This is a genomic window from Salinispora tropica CNB-440, from assembly GCF_000016425.1.
Taxonomy (GTDB): Bacteria; Actinomycetota; Actinomycetes; order Mycobacteriales; family Micromonosporaceae; genus Micromonospora; species Micromonospora tropica.
The window spans coordinates 4,121,106-4,137,981 of record NC_009380.1 but is presented as its reverse complement, the minus strand read 5'-3'; the positions used below and the strand labels follow the sequence as shown (position 1 = coordinate 4,137,981).

Annotated in this window: 10 protein-coding genes; 6 read left to right on the top strand and 4 right to left on the bottom strand. The window is 68.8% G+C overall.

What is annotated here, in order from left to right; translation table 11 throughout:
• Positions 1–28: 28 nt before the first annotated feature.
• The gene (ccrA, locus tag STROP_RS18160) at positions 29–1,384 is read right to left on the bottom strand and encodes a crotonyl-CoA carboxylase/reductase (protein ID WP_026275117.1); all 1,356 of its coding nucleotides are present in this window, start codon (positions 1,382–1,384) and stop codon (positions 29–31) included.
• 311 nt (positions 1,385–1,695) lie between these two features.
• Positions 1,696–2,169 carry a methylmalonyl-CoA epimerase gene (gene mce / locus STROP_RS18155; protein ID WP_012014817.1) on the bottom strand — a complete coding sequence of 158 codons (474 nt, stop codon included), beginning with the start codon at positions 2,167–2,169 and terminating at the stop codon, positions 1,696–1,698.
• A gap of 377 nt (positions 2,170–2,546) precedes the next feature.
• Here mce and STROP_RS18150 point away from each other — a divergent pair, with 377 nt between their 5' ends.
• The 6 genes from STROP_RS18150 (at position 2,547) to STROP_RS18125 (ending at position 14,128) form a co-directional block, all read left to right on the top strand.
• Positions 2,547–3,746, top strand: coding sequence for an acetyl-CoA C-acetyltransferase (locus tag STROP_RS18150; protein ID WP_012014816.1), 1,200 nt, complete (start codon positions 2,547–2,549; stop codon positions 3,744–3,746).
• Positions 3,747–3,786: 40 nt separating this feature from the next.
• Positions 3,787–4,824: a methylmalonyl Co-A mutase-associated GTPase MeaB gene (gene meaB / locus STROP_RS18145; RefSeq protein WP_012014815.1), complete on the top strand. Its 1,038-nt coding sequence runs from the start codon at positions 3,787–3,789 to the stop codon at positions 4,822–4,824.
• 63 nt (positions 4,825–4,887) lie between these two features.
• Positions 4,888–6,576 carry a coenzyme B12-dependent isobutyryl-CoA mutase large subunit gene (locus tag STROP_RS18140; protein ID WP_012014814.1) on the top strand — a complete coding sequence of 563 codons (1,689 nt, stop codon included), beginning with the start codon at positions 4,888–4,890 and terminating at the stop codon, positions 6,574–6,576.
• 113 nt (positions 6,577–6,689) lie between these two features.
• Positions 6,690–7,592: a tetratricopeptide repeat protein gene (locus STROP_RS18135; RefSeq protein ID WP_012014813.1), complete on the top strand. Its 903-nt coding sequence runs from the start codon at positions 6,690–6,692 to the stop codon at positions 7,590–7,592.
• Between the two features lie 63 nt (positions 7,593–7,655).
• Complete coding sequence (locus STROP_RS18130; RefSeq protein WP_012014812.1) at positions 7,656–8,825, top strand: arginase family protein; 1,170 nt, start codon at positions 7,656–7,658, stop codon at positions 8,823–8,825.
• A gap of 245 nt (positions 8,826–9,070) precedes the next feature.
• Complete coding sequence (locus STROP_RS18125) at positions 9,071–14,128, top strand: NAD-glutamate dehydrogenase (RefSeq protein ID WP_012014811.1); 5,058 nt, start codon at positions 9,071–9,073, stop codon at positions 14,126–14,128.
• Between the two features lie 54 nt (positions 14,129–14,182).
• Here the strand turns inward: STROP_RS18125 and STROP_RS18120 are convergent, their stop codons facing one another.
• Both STROP_RS18120 and STROP_RS23310 read right to left on the bottom strand, forming a co-directional pair.
• Positions 14,183–14,860: a class F sortase gene (locus tag STROP_RS18120; RefSeq protein WP_012014810.1), complete on the bottom strand. Its 678-nt coding sequence runs from the start codon at positions 14,858–14,860 to the stop codon at positions 14,183–14,185.
• A gap of 1 nt (position 14,861) precedes the next feature.
• Entirely contained in the window at positions 14,862–16,709 is a 1,848-nt protein-coding gene (locus STROP_RS23310) for a hypothetical protein (protein ID WP_050765004.1), read from the bottom strand.
• Positions 16,710–16,876: the final 167 nt, after the last annotated feature.

Here is a 16,876-nt window from a genome sequence, read left to right as displayed (position 1 = left end):
ACATTGGTGGCGCCCCTCGCCCGTGTGGTCAGTGACCGCGGAACCGGTTGATCCCCGCCTCGTGTCGCCCTCGGAACTCAGGATCGCGCACACCGAGGCCGTCCGTCGGAGCAAGGCAGCGGACCCCGACCTTGCCCTGGTGTGCGTTCCGGTGCACCTCATACGCGGCCTGGCCGGTCTGCTCCAGGCTGTAGGTCTTCGACACGGTTGGGTGGATCTTGCCGAGGGCGATCAGCCGGTTCGCCTCCCACGCCTCCCGGTAGTTCGCGAAGTGGCTGCCGACGATCCGCTTCAGGTGCATCCAGAGGTAGCGGTTGTCGTACTGGTGTTGGTAGCCACTGGTCGAAGCGCAGGTGACCACGGTGCCACCGCGTTTGGTGACGAAGACGCTGGCTCCAAAGGTCTCCCGCCCGGGGTGCTCGAAGACGATGTCGGGGTCCTCGCCGCCGGTCAGCTCGCGAATACGTTCACCGAAGCGGCGCCACTCGTCCGGGTCCTGGGTCTGCTCGTCCTTCCAGAACCGGAAGCCTTCGGCGGCTCGGTCGATCACCAGCTCCGCGCCCATCCGCCGGCACAGCTCCGCCTTTTCCGGCGAGGAGACCACGCAGACCGGAATCGCCCCGCCGGTGAGCGCCATCTGGGTGGCGTAGCTGCCCAGGCCGCCGGAGGCCCCCCAGATCAGCACGACATCCCCCTGCTTCATGTTGGCGCCGTGGTGGGAGACGAGCTGCCGGTACGCGGTGGAGTTGACCAGCCCCGGGCTCGCCGCCTCCTCCCAGCTGAGGTGGCGGGGCTTCGGCATGAGCTGGTTGGCCTTGACGATGGCCAGCTCGGCCAGACCGCCGAAGTTGGTCTCGAAGCCCCAGATCCGCTGCTGTGGGTCGAGCATGGTGTCGTCGTGTCCGGCGGCCTCCTCCAGCTCCACCGAGAGGCAGTGGGCGACGACCTCGTCGCCGGCCCGCCACCGGGTCACGCCAGGCCCGGTGCGCAGCACGACGCCGGCTGCATCCGAACCGACCACGTGGTACGGCAGGTCGTGTCGCTTGGTCAGCTCGGAGAGCCGGCCGTAGCGCTGGAGGAACTTGAAGGTCGGCAGCGGTTCGAAGATGCTCGTCCACACTGTGTTGTAGTTGATGGCGCTGGCCATTACCGCGACCAGCGCCTCGCCGGGGCCGGGTTGCGGGGTCGGCACATCCTGGACGTGCAGCGCCTTGCGGGGGTCCTTGTCCCGGGTGGCCATTCCGTCGAAGATCTGTGTCTCCTCGGCGCGTACGACGACGCCCCGGTAGGACTGCGGAACCGGGAGCCGGGCAACACCAGCGAGTTCACGTTCGGGCTGCGCCGAACCCTCTGCAGCCATGATCGTTTCGAGGATGTCCTGCACTTCGACCTCCCGTTCGTCCGCCCCCGCGCGTGGCCGGCAGGGGTATGCCATCGTCGGCGCCCGGTGTGTTAGTCACCGTCTCGGTATCGACGCATCCGGCATCGACCGCGCTGCTGTGGAGGCGGACGTTACTGAACGGTAGCTTTCCTCGGAAGTACTGTGTGAAAAAGTGCATCGATTGACGAGTGATGGTGTCCGGTGCGACGCGAAACCGCGCACAGTTGAGCTCGGCAGCTCGGCAGCTCGGCAGCTCGGGGGCCTTGGTGGTGGGGGCCCGCCCGGCGGGATCTGGGGCGGGGGGCCACCCTGCCTCAGCGGTCCGCGGCGGGCTCGACCAGCTCGACCAGGACGCCACCGGCGTCCTTCGGGTGGACGAAGTTGACCCGGGAGTTCGCGGTACCCCGCCTCGGCTGCGCATACAGCAGGCGGAGACCCCGCTCGCGCAGCTTCGCGCAGGCTACGTCGATGTCCGTGACCGTGTACGCGACCTGCTGCATCCCTGGGCCCTGCCGGTCGAGGAACCGCGCGATCGTGGACTCCGGCGAGAGCGGGGCGAGCAGCTGCACGCAACCGCCGGCGGCAGTCGGGCCGACCGCCAGCATCGCCTCGCGGACGCCCTGCTCCTCGTTTGTCTCGGTGTGTACGCACCGCATGCCGAAGGCGCGCTGGTAGAAGTCGATCGCCTCGTCCAGGTCGGGTACGGCGATACCGACGTGGTCGATGCGACGTAGTCCGATGTCTGTGCCGTGGTCCGCAGCGGACTCGACGGGGGGATTCTCGGCCATGGCGTCAGTCTGGCCGAACGCGTGCGCGGGGGGCGTGGCCAGTCGGCTATCTCACGCCGCGGGAGGGGTGCTGACCCGTGCCGCGGAGAGCTGCCGGCTGCGGTTGCTCGCGCCGACGGTCCGGGTCGGCGCCGGGGTGCCCCGGGCATGGCGGTCGCTGCCCCGCGGGACCGGGCGCGGACCGCTACGCTGTGCGGGCGGTCGCTGGCGGGGATCCCGTACTCCTTGTGCGGCGGCTGATGAGTGGCCGTACACCCGGTTGGCCCTACCGTGCGTCGTCGATGTGCGTGGGGTCACCGTCGTCGATCTGCTTCCAGAAGCTAAGGTTCGTCCTAACAATCGTTAAGGCGTACAGGTCGGCACCCTCGGAGGCAGGTATGGCTTCGGTGATCGTCAGCGGCGCTCGAACCCCGATGGGGCGACTGCTGGGAAATCTCAAGGACCTTTCCGCGACCCGGCTTGGTGGCGTGGCAATCAAGGCAGCGCTGGAGCGTGCCGAGGTCGCCCCCGACCAGGTCCAGTACGTGATCATGGGGCAGGTGCTCCAGGCGGGCGCCGGTCAGATTCCGGCCCGGCAGGCGGCTGCCGAGGCGGGCATCCCGCTCTCGGTCCCGGCGCTGACCGTCAACAAGGTCTGCCTCTCCGGTCTGGATGCCATCGCCCTGGCGGACCAGTTGATCCGGGCTGGGGAGTTCGACATCGTCGTGGCCGGCGGTATGGAGTCGATGACCAACGCCCCACATCTGCTGCTGGGGCAGCGGGGCGGCTACAAGTACGGCGACGTGGTGATCAAGGATCACATGGCCCTCGACGGGCTCACCGACGCCTGGGACTGCTGTTCGATGGGGGAGTCGACCGAGCGGCACGGCAGCACCAAGGGGATCAGCCGTGCCGAGCAGGACGCGTTCGCCGCGGGAAGCCACCAGCGTGCCGCCGCCGCCCAGAAGAACGGGCACTTCACCGAAGAGATCACCCCGGTCGTTCTCCCGCAGCGCAAGGGTGAGCCGTTGGTGATCAGCGAGGACGAGGGTATTCGTCCGGACACCACCGCTGAGTCGCTGGCGAAGCTGCGTCCGGCCTTCGCTCCGGAGGGCAGTATCACCGCCGGCAGCTCGTCGCCGATCTCCGATGGGGCTGCTGCCGTCGTGGTGATGAGTAAGGCCAAGGCCAAGGAGCTGGGACTGACCTGGCTGGCTGAGATCGGTGCGCACGGCAACGTCGCTGGCCCGGACAACTCACTGCACTCGCAGCCGTCCAATGCGATCGGCCACGCGCTCCGGAAGGCTGGCCTCACCATCGATGATCTTGACCTGATCGAGATCAACGAGGCGTTTGCGCAGGTGGGCATCCAGTCGACCCGTGATCTCGGGGTCAGCCCGGACAAGGTCAACGTCAACGGCGGCGCGATCGCCCTTGGGCATCCGATCGGCATGTCCGGTGCCCGGCTGGTCCTGACTCTGGCGCTGGAGCTCAAGCGGCGCGGTGGCGGCACCGGCGCGGCGGCGCTCTGTGGTGGTGGTGGTCAGGGCGACGCGCTGATCATCCACGTCCCAGCAGGGGCCGAGAGCCAGGGGTGAGCCAGACCGGCGAGCCCCGTGGTCGGGAACGAAAGGCACCATGACTGACGCCGTCAACAATGTCCCGGTCGTGCCGCCGGTGCGCCGCAGCCGGGACATACCCATGCTCGTCGATCGGGCCCGCGCGGGTGACCCTCGTGCGGTCGCCCGGCTTATCACGCTGGTCGAGTCCGGGGACGAGACGCTGCCGCTGATCGCGGCGGCTTTCGCCCCGTACGCGGGCCAGGCCCAGGTGGTCGGCCTGACGGGCTCGCCAGGAGTGGGTAAGTCGACCACCACCAACGAGTTGGTGCGAGCGCTGCGCTCTCGGGGACACCGAGTCGGCGTGCTGGCCATCGACCCGTCCAGCCCCTTCACCGGTGGGGCGATTCTCGGCGACCGGGTCCGCATGCAGGACCATGCCATCGATCCCGGTGTCTACATCCGTTCCATGTCCAGTCGGGGCCACCTCGGTGGGCTCTCGGCGGCAACTCCGCAGGCGGTCCGGGTGCTGGAGGGCGCCGGCTGCGACGTGGTCCTGGTGGAGACCGTCGGTGTGGGTCAGGCAGAGGTTGAGGTCGCCTCGCTCGCGGACACCACGCTCGTGCTGCTCGCGCCCGGGATGGGAGACGCGATCCAGGCGGTCAAGGCCGGCATCCTCGAGATTGCCGACGTGTTCGTGGTCAACAAGGCCGACCGGGATGGCGCCGACGCCACGGTCCGGGACATCCAGGGCATGATCGCACTGGGGGAGCGAGGGCCGGGGCAGTGGCGGCCAGCGGTGGTACGCGCTGTCGCCGTACGTGGCGAGGGGATCAACGACGTCGCCGCGGCGATCGACAAGCACCGGGGTTGGCTGGTCGAGCGGGGCGAACTGCGCCGTCGCCAGGAGGCCCGGGCCGCCGCAGAGGTGGAGGCGATCGCGCTGGGCGTGCTCCGGGACCGAATCGGCTCGCTGCGTGACGGCACGGAGCTGTCGACGCTCGCTGCCCGGGTGGCAGCGGGTTCACTCGACCCGTACGCGGCGGCTGATCAGCTCCTTGCCCAGATCGCCGGCGACAGCGCCGGTAACCCTACCGGCCGGTACGAACGTCCTTAGCGACCGTTCAGGACGGGTTCTACACTCGGAGGTGGAGTCGAAGACCCGAGGAGGAGCCCGCGGATGAACGCCGACGAGATCGCCGCTGGACGGAGACGCTGGCAGGACCGCTACGATGCCGCGCGCAAACGGGACGCCGACTTCACCACGCTCTCCGGGATGACTGTCGCCCCCGTGTACGGGCCGCCGGAGGGGGTGGATCATCCCGGCTTTGAGCGGATCGGCTGGCCGGGCGAGTTCCCGTACACCCGTGGTCTACACCCGACCGGCTACCGGGGGCGGGCCTGGACCATCCGGCAGTTCGCCGGTTTCGGTAACGCCCGGCAGACCAACGAGCGCTACAAGATGATCCTGGGCGCGGGGGGCGGCGGGCTCTCCGTCGCCTTCGACATGCCCACGCTGATGGGTCGTGACTCGGATGACCCGCAGTCACTCGGCGAGGTCGGGCACTGCGGGGTCGCGGTGGACAGCGCCGCGGACATGGAGGTGCTCTTCGACGGCATCGACCTGGCCGGTGTCACGACGAGTATGACCATCTCCGGGCCGGCCGTCCCGGTGTTCTGCATGTATCTGATCGCTGCCGAGCGGCAGGGCGCGGACCTCTCCCGCCTGGACGGCACCCTGCAGACAGACATCTTCAAGGAGTACATCGCGCAGAAGGAGTGGCTCTTCGACCCAGAGCCGCACCTGCGCCTCATCGGCGACCTGATGGAGTACTGCGCTCGCGAGATTCCCCGCTACAAGCCGCTCTCCGTCTCCGGCTACCACATCCGGGAGGCGGGCTCGACGGCCGCGCAGGAGCTGGCGTACACCCTCGCCGACGGCTTCGGCTACGTCGAGCTGGGCCTCTCCCGCGGCCTCGACGTGAACGTCTTCGCCCCGGGCCTGAGCTTCTTCTTCGATTCCCATGTGGACTTCTTCGAGGAGGTCGCGAAGTTCCGTGCCGCGCGCCGGATCTGGGCCCGCTGGCTGCGCGACGTCTACGGTGCCACGAGCGAGAAGGCGCAGTGGCTGCGCTTCCACACCCAGACCGCCGGGGTCTCGCTGACCGCGCAGCAGCCGGTCAACAACGTGGTCCGGACGGCCGTGGAGGCCCTCGCGGCCGTGCTCGGCGGCACCAACTCGCTGCACACCAACGCCCTCGACGAGACCCTCGCGCTGCCCACCGACGAGTCGGCCGAGATCGCCCTGCGGACCCAGCAGGTGTTGATGGAGGAGACCGGGGTGACCAGCGTGGCCGACCCGTTGGGCGGCTCCTGGTACGTCGAGGCGCTCACCGACAAGATCGAGGCCGAGGCGGAGGAGATCTTCGCCCGGATCCGGCAGCTCGGTGGCGAGGGGCCGCACGAGATCGGTCCGATGACCTCGGGAATTCTGCGGGGGATTGAGGACGGTTGGTTCACCGGACACATCGCCGAGGCGGCGTTCGCCTACCAGCGGGCGCTGGAGAAGGGCGAGAAGAAGATCGTCGGAGTCAACTGTCACACCGGCACGGTCGCCAAGGACCTGGAGATCCTGCGGATCTCGCACGAGGTCGAGTTGGAGCAGCGGCGTACCCTCGGCGAGCGAAAGGCAGCCCGGGATGACGCCGAGGTCAGCGCGGCGTTGGAGCGGATGGTCGCGGTCAGCCGGACCAGCGGGAACATGATCCCGGCCATGCTCGACGCGGTCCGCGCCGAGGCGACCCTGGGCGAGATCTGCGATGCGCTGCGCCTCGAGTGGGGTGTCTACCGCGAACCGGCTCGCTTCTGACCGTCGGTATCCCGCAGGCGCGGCGGGCAGGTGTGGTGACCTGCGTGAGAACCGTGACCTTCGGCGTCGCCGAAGGGCGGAGATTGGCGTCACCCGTGCGAGACTAGGTAACCATGAGCGACCCACGGATCACCCCGTCGATCTTTACCCGCGGCGCGGTAGACCTCAGCGCGCTGCGCACCCCCGCACCCTCCCCGGCCCCCGCGCCTGCCCAGTCCGGCCCGTCCGATGACGGCGTCGGGAGCACTGCCGCCGTCATCGATGTTTCCGAGGCAACCTTCCAGGCAGAGGTCCTTGAACGGTCGCTCAGTACACCGGTGGTCGTCGATTTCTGGGCCGAGTGGTGCGAGCCCTGTAAGCAGCTCTCGCCGGTACTCGAGCGGCTCGCCGTCGAGGGCGCCGGCGCCTGGGTGCTGGCCAAGGTCGACGTGGACGCCAACCCCCGGCTGGCGCAGATGTTCCGGGTACAGGGCATCCCGATGGTCTACGCGGTGGTCGGCGGCCAGCCGGTTGACGCGTTCTCCGGAGTGGTGCCCGAGGCGCAGCTACGGCAGTGGATCCAGGCGGTTCTCAAGGCTGGTGGCGCGACTGTGGCCGAGACGGCCGATCCACGGTTGGACGAGGCCGACGAGTCGCTGCTCAACGGCGACCTGGACACCGCGGAGCAGGCGTACCGCAAGATTCTGGCCGAGACGCCCTCGGACGCCGCGGCGGAGGCAGGCCTGGCCCAGGTCGGGCTTGCCCGTCGGGTCGCCGGTGCTGACCCGCAGGCGGTGCTCACCGCGGCGGCCGCGGCAACCGACGACGTCGACGCCCAGCTGCTCGCCGCCGATGTCGAGGTGCTCGGCGGGATGGCGGAACAGGCCTACCAACGTCTGGTCGGGCTGGTTCGCCGTACCGCCGGCGAGGACCGCGAGAAGGTACGTCAGCACCTCGTCGGCCTCTTCACCATCGCCGGTCCCGACGATTCCGCGGTGGCGCTGGCCCGTCGGGCACTGGCCAGCGCCCTGTTCTGAACCAGCCACGGCGGCGCGGGCCGGTGTGACGACCGGCCCGCACAAGCTTGAGGACGGGAGCCCATGACGCGCCGGATCGCCGTCCTCGACGCGCCCACCAACCTCGGGCTGCGTCCGCCCACCCCCACCTCGGTGCCGGGCTGCGGTAAGGCTCCTGGCGCCCTGCGTGACCAGGGCCTGCTCGGCCGGCTCCGGGCCCGGGATGCCGGCTGCCTGACCCCGTCCCGGTACGACCCGGGCGACTGGCGGCCCGGCGATGGCGTCTGTCACGCGTATGAGATCGCTACCTACTCGGTGGCGCTCGCTGACCGGATCGGAGCGATCATTGACCGGGGTGAGTTCCCGCTGGTACTCGGTGGGGACTGCTCGGTCGTGCTCGGGTCGGCGCTGGCCATGCACCGGCTTGGAGCGGCGGTGGGTGGTCGGGTCGGGCTCGTCTTCGTGGACGGGCATTCGGACTTCCGGCACCCCGGTAACGCCTCATACGTGGGCGCGGCGGCCGGTGAGGGGCTGGCCCTGGTCACCGGCCGCGGTCAGCTCGACCTGACCGCCATTGAAGGCCGGCGGCCGTACTTCCGGGATATCGACGTGGTGGTGCTGGGTATCCGGGCGCAGGACGACTATCGGCTCGACCTCCAGGCTGCCGGGATCACCACCCGGCCGGTGCCGGCGCTGCGCGCGGAGGGCGCGGCCCGCACCGCGCAGTGGGCGCACGACCAGCTCACCCACTGCGCCGGCTACTGGCTGCATGTTGATGTGGACGTGCTGGACCCGGCCGTTATGCCCGCCGTCGACGCTCCCGACCCGGGCGGAATCGCCTTCGCCGAACTGGAGAATCTGCTCGCCGGCCTGGTCGCCACCCCACACTGCCTCGGCGTCGAGCTGACCGTTTTCGACCCGGACTACGATCCGGACGGATCTTATGCCGCCGAGATCGTCAACGCCCTGGTCGGGGGCCTCCGGCCGGTCACTGCGCCGGGGTCGGGCCCATCCCGACTGCTCACCGCTGTCCCACCGCGCCGAGGGGCGGAGCGCCGGCGGAGCCCGGAGCAGCCGCCGGTCCTCCTCGTTGACCAGGGCGGGCCGGCCGACGTGGAGCAGCCCCCGAAGTCGTTGGCTGGCCCGGGGGTGCCCGCTGGTCTGGCGGCGCCCGCAGAGCCGGAGGCGAGCAACCACCTGGCGCCGGTTCGTCGCCTCGGGAACCCCCAGATTCCTGGCCTTTCTGCACCGTAGTGCGGCTGTGTGAACCCGTTCGTCCTCAGCTGGACGGTGAGAAGCCGAAGACGGGCCCCGATTGGGTGATGAACATCCGGAGGCGGGGTAACCCCGTGCTGGGTCGACCCCTATCGCAGTAGGTGAAGACGGCAGTCCCGAACCGGACGTCCGCATGATGGTCCGCCGACCAAGGCGCGGATAGGCAGGGCCTAGGCTGGGCGCAGAGTGACCCACAACGCGGTGGGTCGAGGGGAGTGGCACCGATGGACCGGCGTCCGGCTACCAAACCGGGACCCGACCTCCGGCAGGTTGATACCGGCCGGGACGACAACTTCGATTCGGCGACCGATTCCGATGGGTTCGGTGACGTCGAGACTGGTGTGACCGGCCTGACCGGTTCGAGCATCGACTCGATCTACGACTTGGGTCTGCCCGCCAATGCGTTGGGGGAGGACGCCGAGGATTCGGACCTCGACGAAGCGGTACCCAACGCGGAGCGCCTGGTGGCGCAGGCGATCGCGCTCGCCGCCGACGACCACGACTCGGCGTCGCTGGTCCGCCGTTACTGGCGATTCGCACCAGACGAGGAGCTGATCGGCTTTACCGCCGAGGAGATGCTCGACTCCGTACGAACCCACCGGGAGCTGGCCGAGCAGCGGGTGCCGGGCGAGCTCAAACTTCGCATCCACGAGCCGGACGCCGACCAGCACCACTCGGTGGTCGAGATCGTCACCGACGACATGCCCTTCCTGGTGGACTCGGTGACCGCCCTGCTCAATTCGCATCACCTGGATGTCCACCTACTGGTCCATCCGTTGTTGGTGATACGGCGCGAGCCGCTGGGCCGGCTGATCGAGGTGGCCGCCGACGTGGAGCCCGACGAGGTGACCACCGGCGGCTTGATCGAGAGCTGGATGCGGATCGAGATCGACCCGGTCCGGGACGCGGCGGACCGGGACAACCTGCGTCGGGAGCTACAACGAGTCCTCACCGACGTACGGGAGGCGGTCGAGGACTGGCCCAGGATGCGTCAGCAGGCGCTGACGCTCGCCGACGAGCTGGCGGCCGCGCGGAACAGCGAGAACCGGCCGCCGGTGCCGGAGAAGGACATCACCGACTCGGTCGAGTTGCTGCGCTGGCTCGCCCACGACCACTTCACCTTTCTCGGCTACCGGGAGTATCGCCTGGTGGACGCCGAGGGTGAGACGGGCGGTAAGGCCCTGAGGGCGGTGCTCGGCACCGGCCTCGGGATCCTGCGCTCGGACTCCACGGAGTCCCGGGCGCTGTCGTCGATGACTCCCGAGGCGCACGAGCGGGTTACCGAGAAGCGCCTGCTGGTCATCACCAAGGCGAACTCACGGGCGACCGTGCACCGATCCGCGTACCTGGACTACATCGGCTTCAAGGTGTTCGACGAGGCCGGCGAGGTGGTCGGGGAACGTCGGTTCATCGGCCTGTTCTCCACCGCCGCGTACCGCACCAGCGTGCAGGAGCTGCCGGTGGTACGGCGCAAGGTGGCGGAGGTGGTCGATCGGTGCGGCCTGAGCCTGCGTAGCCACTCCGGCAAGGATCTGCTCCAGATCCTGGAGACCTATCCGCGCGACGAGCTGTTCCAGATCAAGACCGATGACCTGTACCACGCGGTGACCGGTGTGCTGCGGATGGCCGGCCGCCGTCAACTGCGGGTGTTCCTGCGCCGGGACGCGTACGGACGCTTCATCTCCTGTCTGATCTATCTGCCGCGGGACCGGTTCACCACCCAGAACCGGCTGCGGATGCAGGACATCCTGCTGCGGGAGCTGAACGGGGTCGGGGTCGACTACACCACCCGGGTTACCGAGTCGATGCTGGCCCGGGTGCACTTCATTGTCCGTACCGACCCGACCAAGCCGCCGGAGGATATCGACGCCGACCTGCTCGCCGAGGAGCTGGCCGACGCCACTCGCCTCTGGGACGACGACTACCGGCTGGTGCTGGAGCGCAAGCTCGGCGACGAGCAGGCCAAGCACCTCTTCTCCCGGTACGCCGACGCCTTCCCGGAGGGCTACAAGGATGGGCACACGCCGTACGAGGCGATGAAGGACCTGGCGAAGCTGGAGCTGCTGGAGGAGCCCGGCCAGCTGGAGATGCACCTGTTCCGTAAGCAGCTGGCGCCCCGCGCGACGAGTCGGGTGACCGGCGATGACGAGTCGATGGACGTCCGGTTCAAGGTGTACCGGTATGGCGAGCCGATGATGCTCTCGGCGGTGCTGCCGGTGTTGCACTCGCTCGGGGTGAAGGCGGTTGACGAGCACCCGTACGAGGTAGAGCGCATTGACGGTCGGATCTGGCTGTACGACTTCGGCCTGCGGTTGCCGGAGGGACACCAGGAGCTGGCCGAGGTTCGCCCGCACGTGGAGAACGCCTTCGCGGCGGCGTGGCGGGGCGAGGCCGAGGTCGACGGCTTCAACTCGCTGGTCCTGCGCGCCGGCCTCACCTGGCGGCAGGTGGTCGTGTTGCGGGCGTACGCCAAGTACCTGCGTCAGGCGGGCACGGTCTTCTCCCAGGACTACATGGAGTCGACGTTCATCGCGTATCCGCGGATCGCGGCCCTGCTGGTGCGGCTCTTCGAGGCCCGGTTCGCGCCGGGCTCAACGGGCGCCGAGGGGCGTCAGCAGCAGAGCAAGGAGCTGGTCGCTGAGCTGCGTGCCGCGCTCGACGACGTGGCCAGCCTCGACCAGGACCGGATTCTTCGGTCGTACCTGACGCTGATCCAGGCCACCTTGCGAACGAGCTTCTACCAGAAGCGCGCTGACGGGCGGCCGAAGCCGTATGTTGCCCTGAAGCTGGATCCGCAGGCGATTCCGGACCTGCCGGCGCCGCGGCCCCGGTTCGAGATTTTCGTGTACTCGCCTCGGTTCGAGGGTGTGCACCTGCGGTTCGGGCCGGTGGCCCGGGGCGGGTTGCGCTGGTCCGATCGGCGGGAGGATTTCCGTACCGAGGTACTCGGCCTGGTCAAGGCGCAGATGGTGAAAAACGCCGTGATCGTCCCGGTCGGCGCCAAGGGTGGCTTCGTGCTCAAGCAGAAGCCGGGCGACCGGGACGAGGCGGTGGCCTGTTACAAGGAATTCATCTCCGCGCTGCTGGACGCCACCGACAACATCGTCAGCGGCGAGATCGTGCCACCGCCGGATGTGGTTCGCCACGACGGGGATGACCCGTACATGGTTGTCGCGGCGGACAAGGGCACCGCCACCTTCTCCGACATCGCCAACGAGATCTCCACGGCCCACAACTTCTGGCTGGGCGACGCGTTCGCCTCCGGCGGATCGGCGGGCTACGACCACAAGAAGATGGGGATCACCGCCCGCGGCGCCTGGGAGTCGGTGAAGCGGCACTTCCGCGAGTTGGGGCACGACACCCAGACCCAGGAATTCACGGTGGTCGGCGTCGGCGACATGTCCGGTGACGTCTTCGGCAACGGGATGCTGCTGTCGCGGCACATCCGGCTGGTGGCCGCCTTCGACCACCGGCACATCTTCCTCGACCCGAATCCGGACGCCACCACCTCATGGTCGGAGCGGAAGCGGCTGTTTGACCTGCCCCGGTCGATGTGGGATGAGTACAACCCGGAGTTGATCTCCGAGGGCGGCGGCGTGTTTCTCCGTACCGCGAAGTCGGTGCCGATCTCGCCCCAGGTGCGGGCGGCGCTCGGTATCGAGGACGGCGTGTCGCAGCTGAGCCCGCAGGAGCTGATGAAGGCGATCCTCACCGCCTCGGTCGACCTGTTCTGGAACGGCGGCATCGGCACCTACATCAAGGCCTCGACTCAGACCAACGTCGAGGTGGGGGACAAGTCCAACGACGCGATCCGGGTTGACGGCAAGGACTTGCGCTGCCGGGTCGTCGGTGAGGGGGGCAACCTGGGCTGCACCCAGCTCGGCCGGATCGAGTACGCCGAGGCGGGTGGTCGGATCTACACCGACTTCATCGACAACGCTGCCGGGGTGGACTGCTCGGACCACGAGGTGAACATCAAGATCCTGCTGAACACGGCGGTTGCGGACGGGGAGCTGACCGTTGGCGAGCGGGACGAGTTGCTCGCCGAGATGACCGACGAGGTCGCCGAGTTGGTGCTGCGGGACAACTACGACCAGGCACGGGCGATCAGCAACGCGCAGGCGCAGGCACCGTCGTTGTTGCCGGTGCACCGGCGGATGATCGTTGACCTGGAGCGTTCCGGTGCCCTGGACCGGGCGTTGGAGGCGCTGCCACCGGACGAGGAACTGGCGGTCCGGATGGAGTCCGGGATGACGGCACCGGAGTTCGCGGTGCTTCTCTCGTACGTCAAGATCGTGCTCGAGAAGGAGATCCTGGCGGAAGGCTTGGCCGACGAGGAGTGGACAACCGAGCTGCTGGTCAACTACTTCCCCACGCCGATGCGGGAGCGGTTCGCCGACCGGATGTTCCGCCACCGGCTGCGTCGGGACATCGTTACCACCCAGTTGGTGAACGAGACGATCAACCGGGGCGGTATCTCGTTCGTCTACCGGGTGGTCGAGGAGACCGGGGCAAGCGCCGCCGACGTGCTCCGCGCGTACGTGGTGGTCCGCGAGGTGTTCGGGCTGCGCAGGATCTGGAACGCCGTCGAGGAACTGGACAATCGAGTCGCCCCTGACCTGCAGACCGACGTCTACCTGGACTTCCGGCGCCTGCTGGACCGGGCGGTGCGGTGGCTGGTGACGAACCGTCGCTCTCCGATCGACGTGCCGGCGGAGATCGCGCGGCTGCGCGACGGGGTCGCCCACCTCCTGCCGCAGATGGAGAACCTCTTCTACGGCAGCGAGCGGGAGGCGATCGCGGCGCACATCGAGTCGATGGTCGCCAAGGGATTGCCGCGGGATCTGGCGCAGCAGACGGTCCGGTTGATGTACAGCTTCGGCCTGCTCGATGTCGTCGAGACCGCGGCGAGCAGTGGGCGCGACGTGTCCGAGGTCGCGTCGGTCTACTTCGTCCTGTCGGACCGGTTCCGGGTGGATTCGCTACTGTCGAAGATCTCGTTGCTGCCACGAGAGGACCGGTGGCAGACACTGGCTCGGATGGCGCTGCGGTACGACCTGTACGCCGCGCTCGCCGCACTGACCACCGAGGTGTTGGGGGGCACCCCGGGCAACCTGCCACCAGTGGAGCGGGTGCAGCAGTGGGAGCAGTCGAACGCTACCTCGATCCACCGTGCACAGCGGGCGATGGGGGAGTTCGACGAGTCCCGGGCCGACCTGGCCGCCCTGTCGGTGTTGCTGCGTCAGATCCGAACCCTGGTACGGACCTCGGCGGCATCCTGAACCGCGAGGTGACCCGGTGGCCGGGCCCCGGCCGCCGGGTCACCTGATCCCTGGTCATCGAGCCTGGGTGGCGAACACGACGATGTTGTCCGGGTAGCTGCCGGCTGCCTCGTCGAAGACGCCCCCACAGGTCACCACCCGTAGTCCGATCTGGTCAGTGGGGCCGTAGACCAGTTCGGTCGGGAAGTCGGTCTTCGGATAGGACTTCACCGACTCGACGGTGAAGTCGACCTGCTTACCATCCTCCCGGACCACGTCAACCGTGTCGCCGGGTCGCAGCTCGCCGAGGGAGAAGAAGACAGCGGGGCCGATCGACGCTGAGTCGACGTGTCCGACAATCACGGCGTTACCGACTTCGCCGGGGCTTGCCCCCGGCTCGTACCAGCCGGCCAGCTGTGCCTGATCGAGCGGGGGCACCTCGACTGTTCCGTCCGTATTAGTCCCGATCTTCATGATCGATGCATTGACGCCGATTCTGGGGATGACGATGTGGCTGGGAGCGGAGCGGGCGAAGCCGGAGGGGGCAGGCTGCGCAACGTCCGGGCTGGTGGGGGCCGCTGCCCCGACCGGAGAATCGGCCAGTGCGGGAGGCTGCGGGGGACGGGCCGGGAGACTCTCCGTAAACGATGCCCCGATCAGGCCGAAACCGGCCAGGGCGAGCAGGACGACGACGACGGAGCCGGCGGCGCGCCACGGGAGTCCGTGACGGCCACCGGCCCGGTTCGTCGTCATCTCAGACCAGGGAACCATCGGTTCGACGACGCAGCAGCACCAGACCGCCCAGGGCGGCCGCGCCGAGCAGGCCAGCCCCACCAGCAGCCAGGCCCCGGTTGGCCTCGGCGCTCATGCCGCCGTCACCACCGTCGACCCCGCCCCGCGGCAGCACGACGAGTTCGCCCTCGCCGCACGAGCCCTTGAGCTTGTAGGTGCCCGGCTTGGCGTGCTTGTCCACCTTGGCCTCGCCGTAGTAGACGTAGTCCCGCTTGTGCTCCCAGCCGTCGTCGCCGTGCCGGTCGTCGCCGTGTCGGTCGTCGCCGTGCCAGCCGCCGCGGTCGTCGCCGTGTCGGTCGTCGCCGTGCCAGCCGCCGCGGTCGTCGCCGTGTCGGTCGTTGCCGTGCCAGCCGCCGCGGTCGTCGCCGTGTCGGTCGTCGCCGTGCCAGCCGCCGCGGTCGTCGCCGTGTCGGTCGTTGCCGTGCCAGCCGCCGCGGTCGTCGCCGTGCCGGTCGTCGCCGTGCCAGCCGCCGCGGTCGTCGCCGTGCCGGTCGTCGCTACGGTCGTCGGACTTGTCGTCGCCGTGCCAGTCGCTGCGGCCACCCTCCGCTTCCTGGCCGTGCTCGGAACCGTTTCGGTCCTCGTGGTCGGCAGCCCCCTGACCCCCGCGGTCAGGCCCGGAGGACGTCGGGCGGTCAAGTGTCTGGCCTTCCCCCGAGTTGCCGTGCCAGTCGCTGCGATCGTGGTCGCGGCTGTCGGAGTCGTGGCCGCTGTGGTCGCCGTGGCCTTCGGAGCCCCAGTCGCCCTTGTAGTCGTGGCCTTTGTAGTCGTGGCCGCTGTGGTCGCGGTCGCTGTGGCCTTCGGAGCCCCAGTCGCCTTTGTAGTCGTGGCCCTTGTAGTCGTGGCCGCTGTGGTCGCGGTCGCTGTGGCCTTCGGAGCCCCAGTCGCCTTTGTAGTCGTGGCCGCTGTGGTCGCGGTCGCTGTGGTAGCCGTAGTCGTGGCCGCTGTGGTCGCGGTCGCTGTGGTAGCCGTAGTCGTGGCCGCTGTGGTCGCGGTCGCTGTGGTAGCCGTAGTCGTGGCCGCTGTGGTCGCGGTCGCTGTGGTAGCCGTAGTCGTGGCCGCTGTGGTCGCGGTCGCTGTGGTAGCCGTAGTCGTGGCCGCTGTGGTCGCGGTCGCTGTGGTAGCCGTAGTCGTGGCCGCTGTGGTCGCGGTCGCTGTGGTAGCCGTAGTCGTGGCCGCTGTGGTCGCGGTCGCTGTGGTAGCCGTAGTCGTGGCCGCTGTGGTCGCGGTCGCTGTGGTAGCCGTAGTCGTGGCCGCTGTGGTCGCGGTCGCTGTGGTAGCCGTAGTCGTGGCCGCTGTGGTCGCGGTCGCTGTGGTAGCCGTAGTCGTGGCCGCTGTGGTCGCGGTCGCTGTGGTAGCCGTAGTCGTGGCCGCTGTGGTCGCGGTCGCTGTGGTAGCCGTAGTCGTGGCCGCTGTGGTCGCGGTCGCTGTGGTAGCCGTAGTCGTGGCCGCTGTGGTCGCGGTCGCCGTGGTAGCCGTAGTCGCGGTCGCCGTGGTAGCCGTAGTCGTCCTTATGGTCGCGACCGCCCCTGTCCCGGTCGTCCTTGCCGTCCCGCCGGTCGTGCGCTGGCTTGAGCTTGACCTTGCCGGTCACCTTCGACCAGATGTAGGCGTGCTCCTGCGGCTTCGGGCAGACCTGGAGCAGCTTGACCTCGTGGCCGGCCTCGACCGCGTGTGGCTTGGCTTTGACCTTCCCGCCGTCCTCACGGTGGTGATCGTCTGCGACCGCGATTCCCGGCGCGCACACGAGCAGGGAGGCGCCACCGAGGGCCGCACCTGCCACGACCTTCCCGAGCAGCTTCTTTGCCATAACGTGCGTCACTCCATCCCCTGTTGTCCTGAACTCGGTGACAACCGAGCTAGGGCAGACGTTAGTCCGTTTCACAACCTATGAAGGGGAATTTTCGTCTTTCCCGCTTTAGGGGCTATGTAAGGGTTAGCGGCTTCCAGTCTTGATGGCCGGTGTGTGGCTATTCG

Coding starts and splice junctions, on each gene's coding strand:
- STROP_RS23310 (WP_050765004.1), bottom strand. CDS start 16,709: ATGGCAAAGAAGCTGCTCGGGAAGGTCGTGGCAGGTGCGGCCCTCGGT.
- mce (WP_012014817.1), bottom strand. CDS start 2,169: ATGGCCGAGAATCCCCCCGTCGAGTCCGCTGCGGACCACGGCACAGAC.
- meaB (WP_012014815.1), top strand. CDS start 3,787: ATGACTGACGCCGTCAACAATGTCCCGGTCGTGCCGCCGGTGCGCCGC.
- STROP_RS18135 (WP_012014813.1), top strand. CDS start 6,690: ATGAGCGACCCACGGATCACCCCGTCGATCTTTACCCGCGGCGCGGTA.
- STROP_RS18125 (WP_012014811.1), top strand. CDS start 9,071: ATGGACCGGCGTCCGGCTACCAAACCGGGACCCGACCTCCGGCAGGTT.
- STROP_RS18150 (WP_012014816.1), top strand. CDS start 2,547: ATGGCTTCGGTGATCGTCAGCGGCGCTCGAACCCCGATGGGGCGACTG.
- STROP_RS18120 (WP_012014810.1), bottom strand. CDS start 14,860: ATGACGACGAACCGGGCCGGTGGCCGTCACGGACTCCCGTGGCGCGCC.
- STROP_RS18140 (WP_012014814.1), top strand. CDS start 4,888: ATGAACGCCGACGAGATCGCCGCTGGACGGAGACGCTGGCAGGACCGC.
- STROP_RS18130 (WP_012014812.1), top strand. CDS start 7,656: ATGACGCGCCGGATCGCCGTCCTCGACGCGCCCACCAACCTCGGGCTG.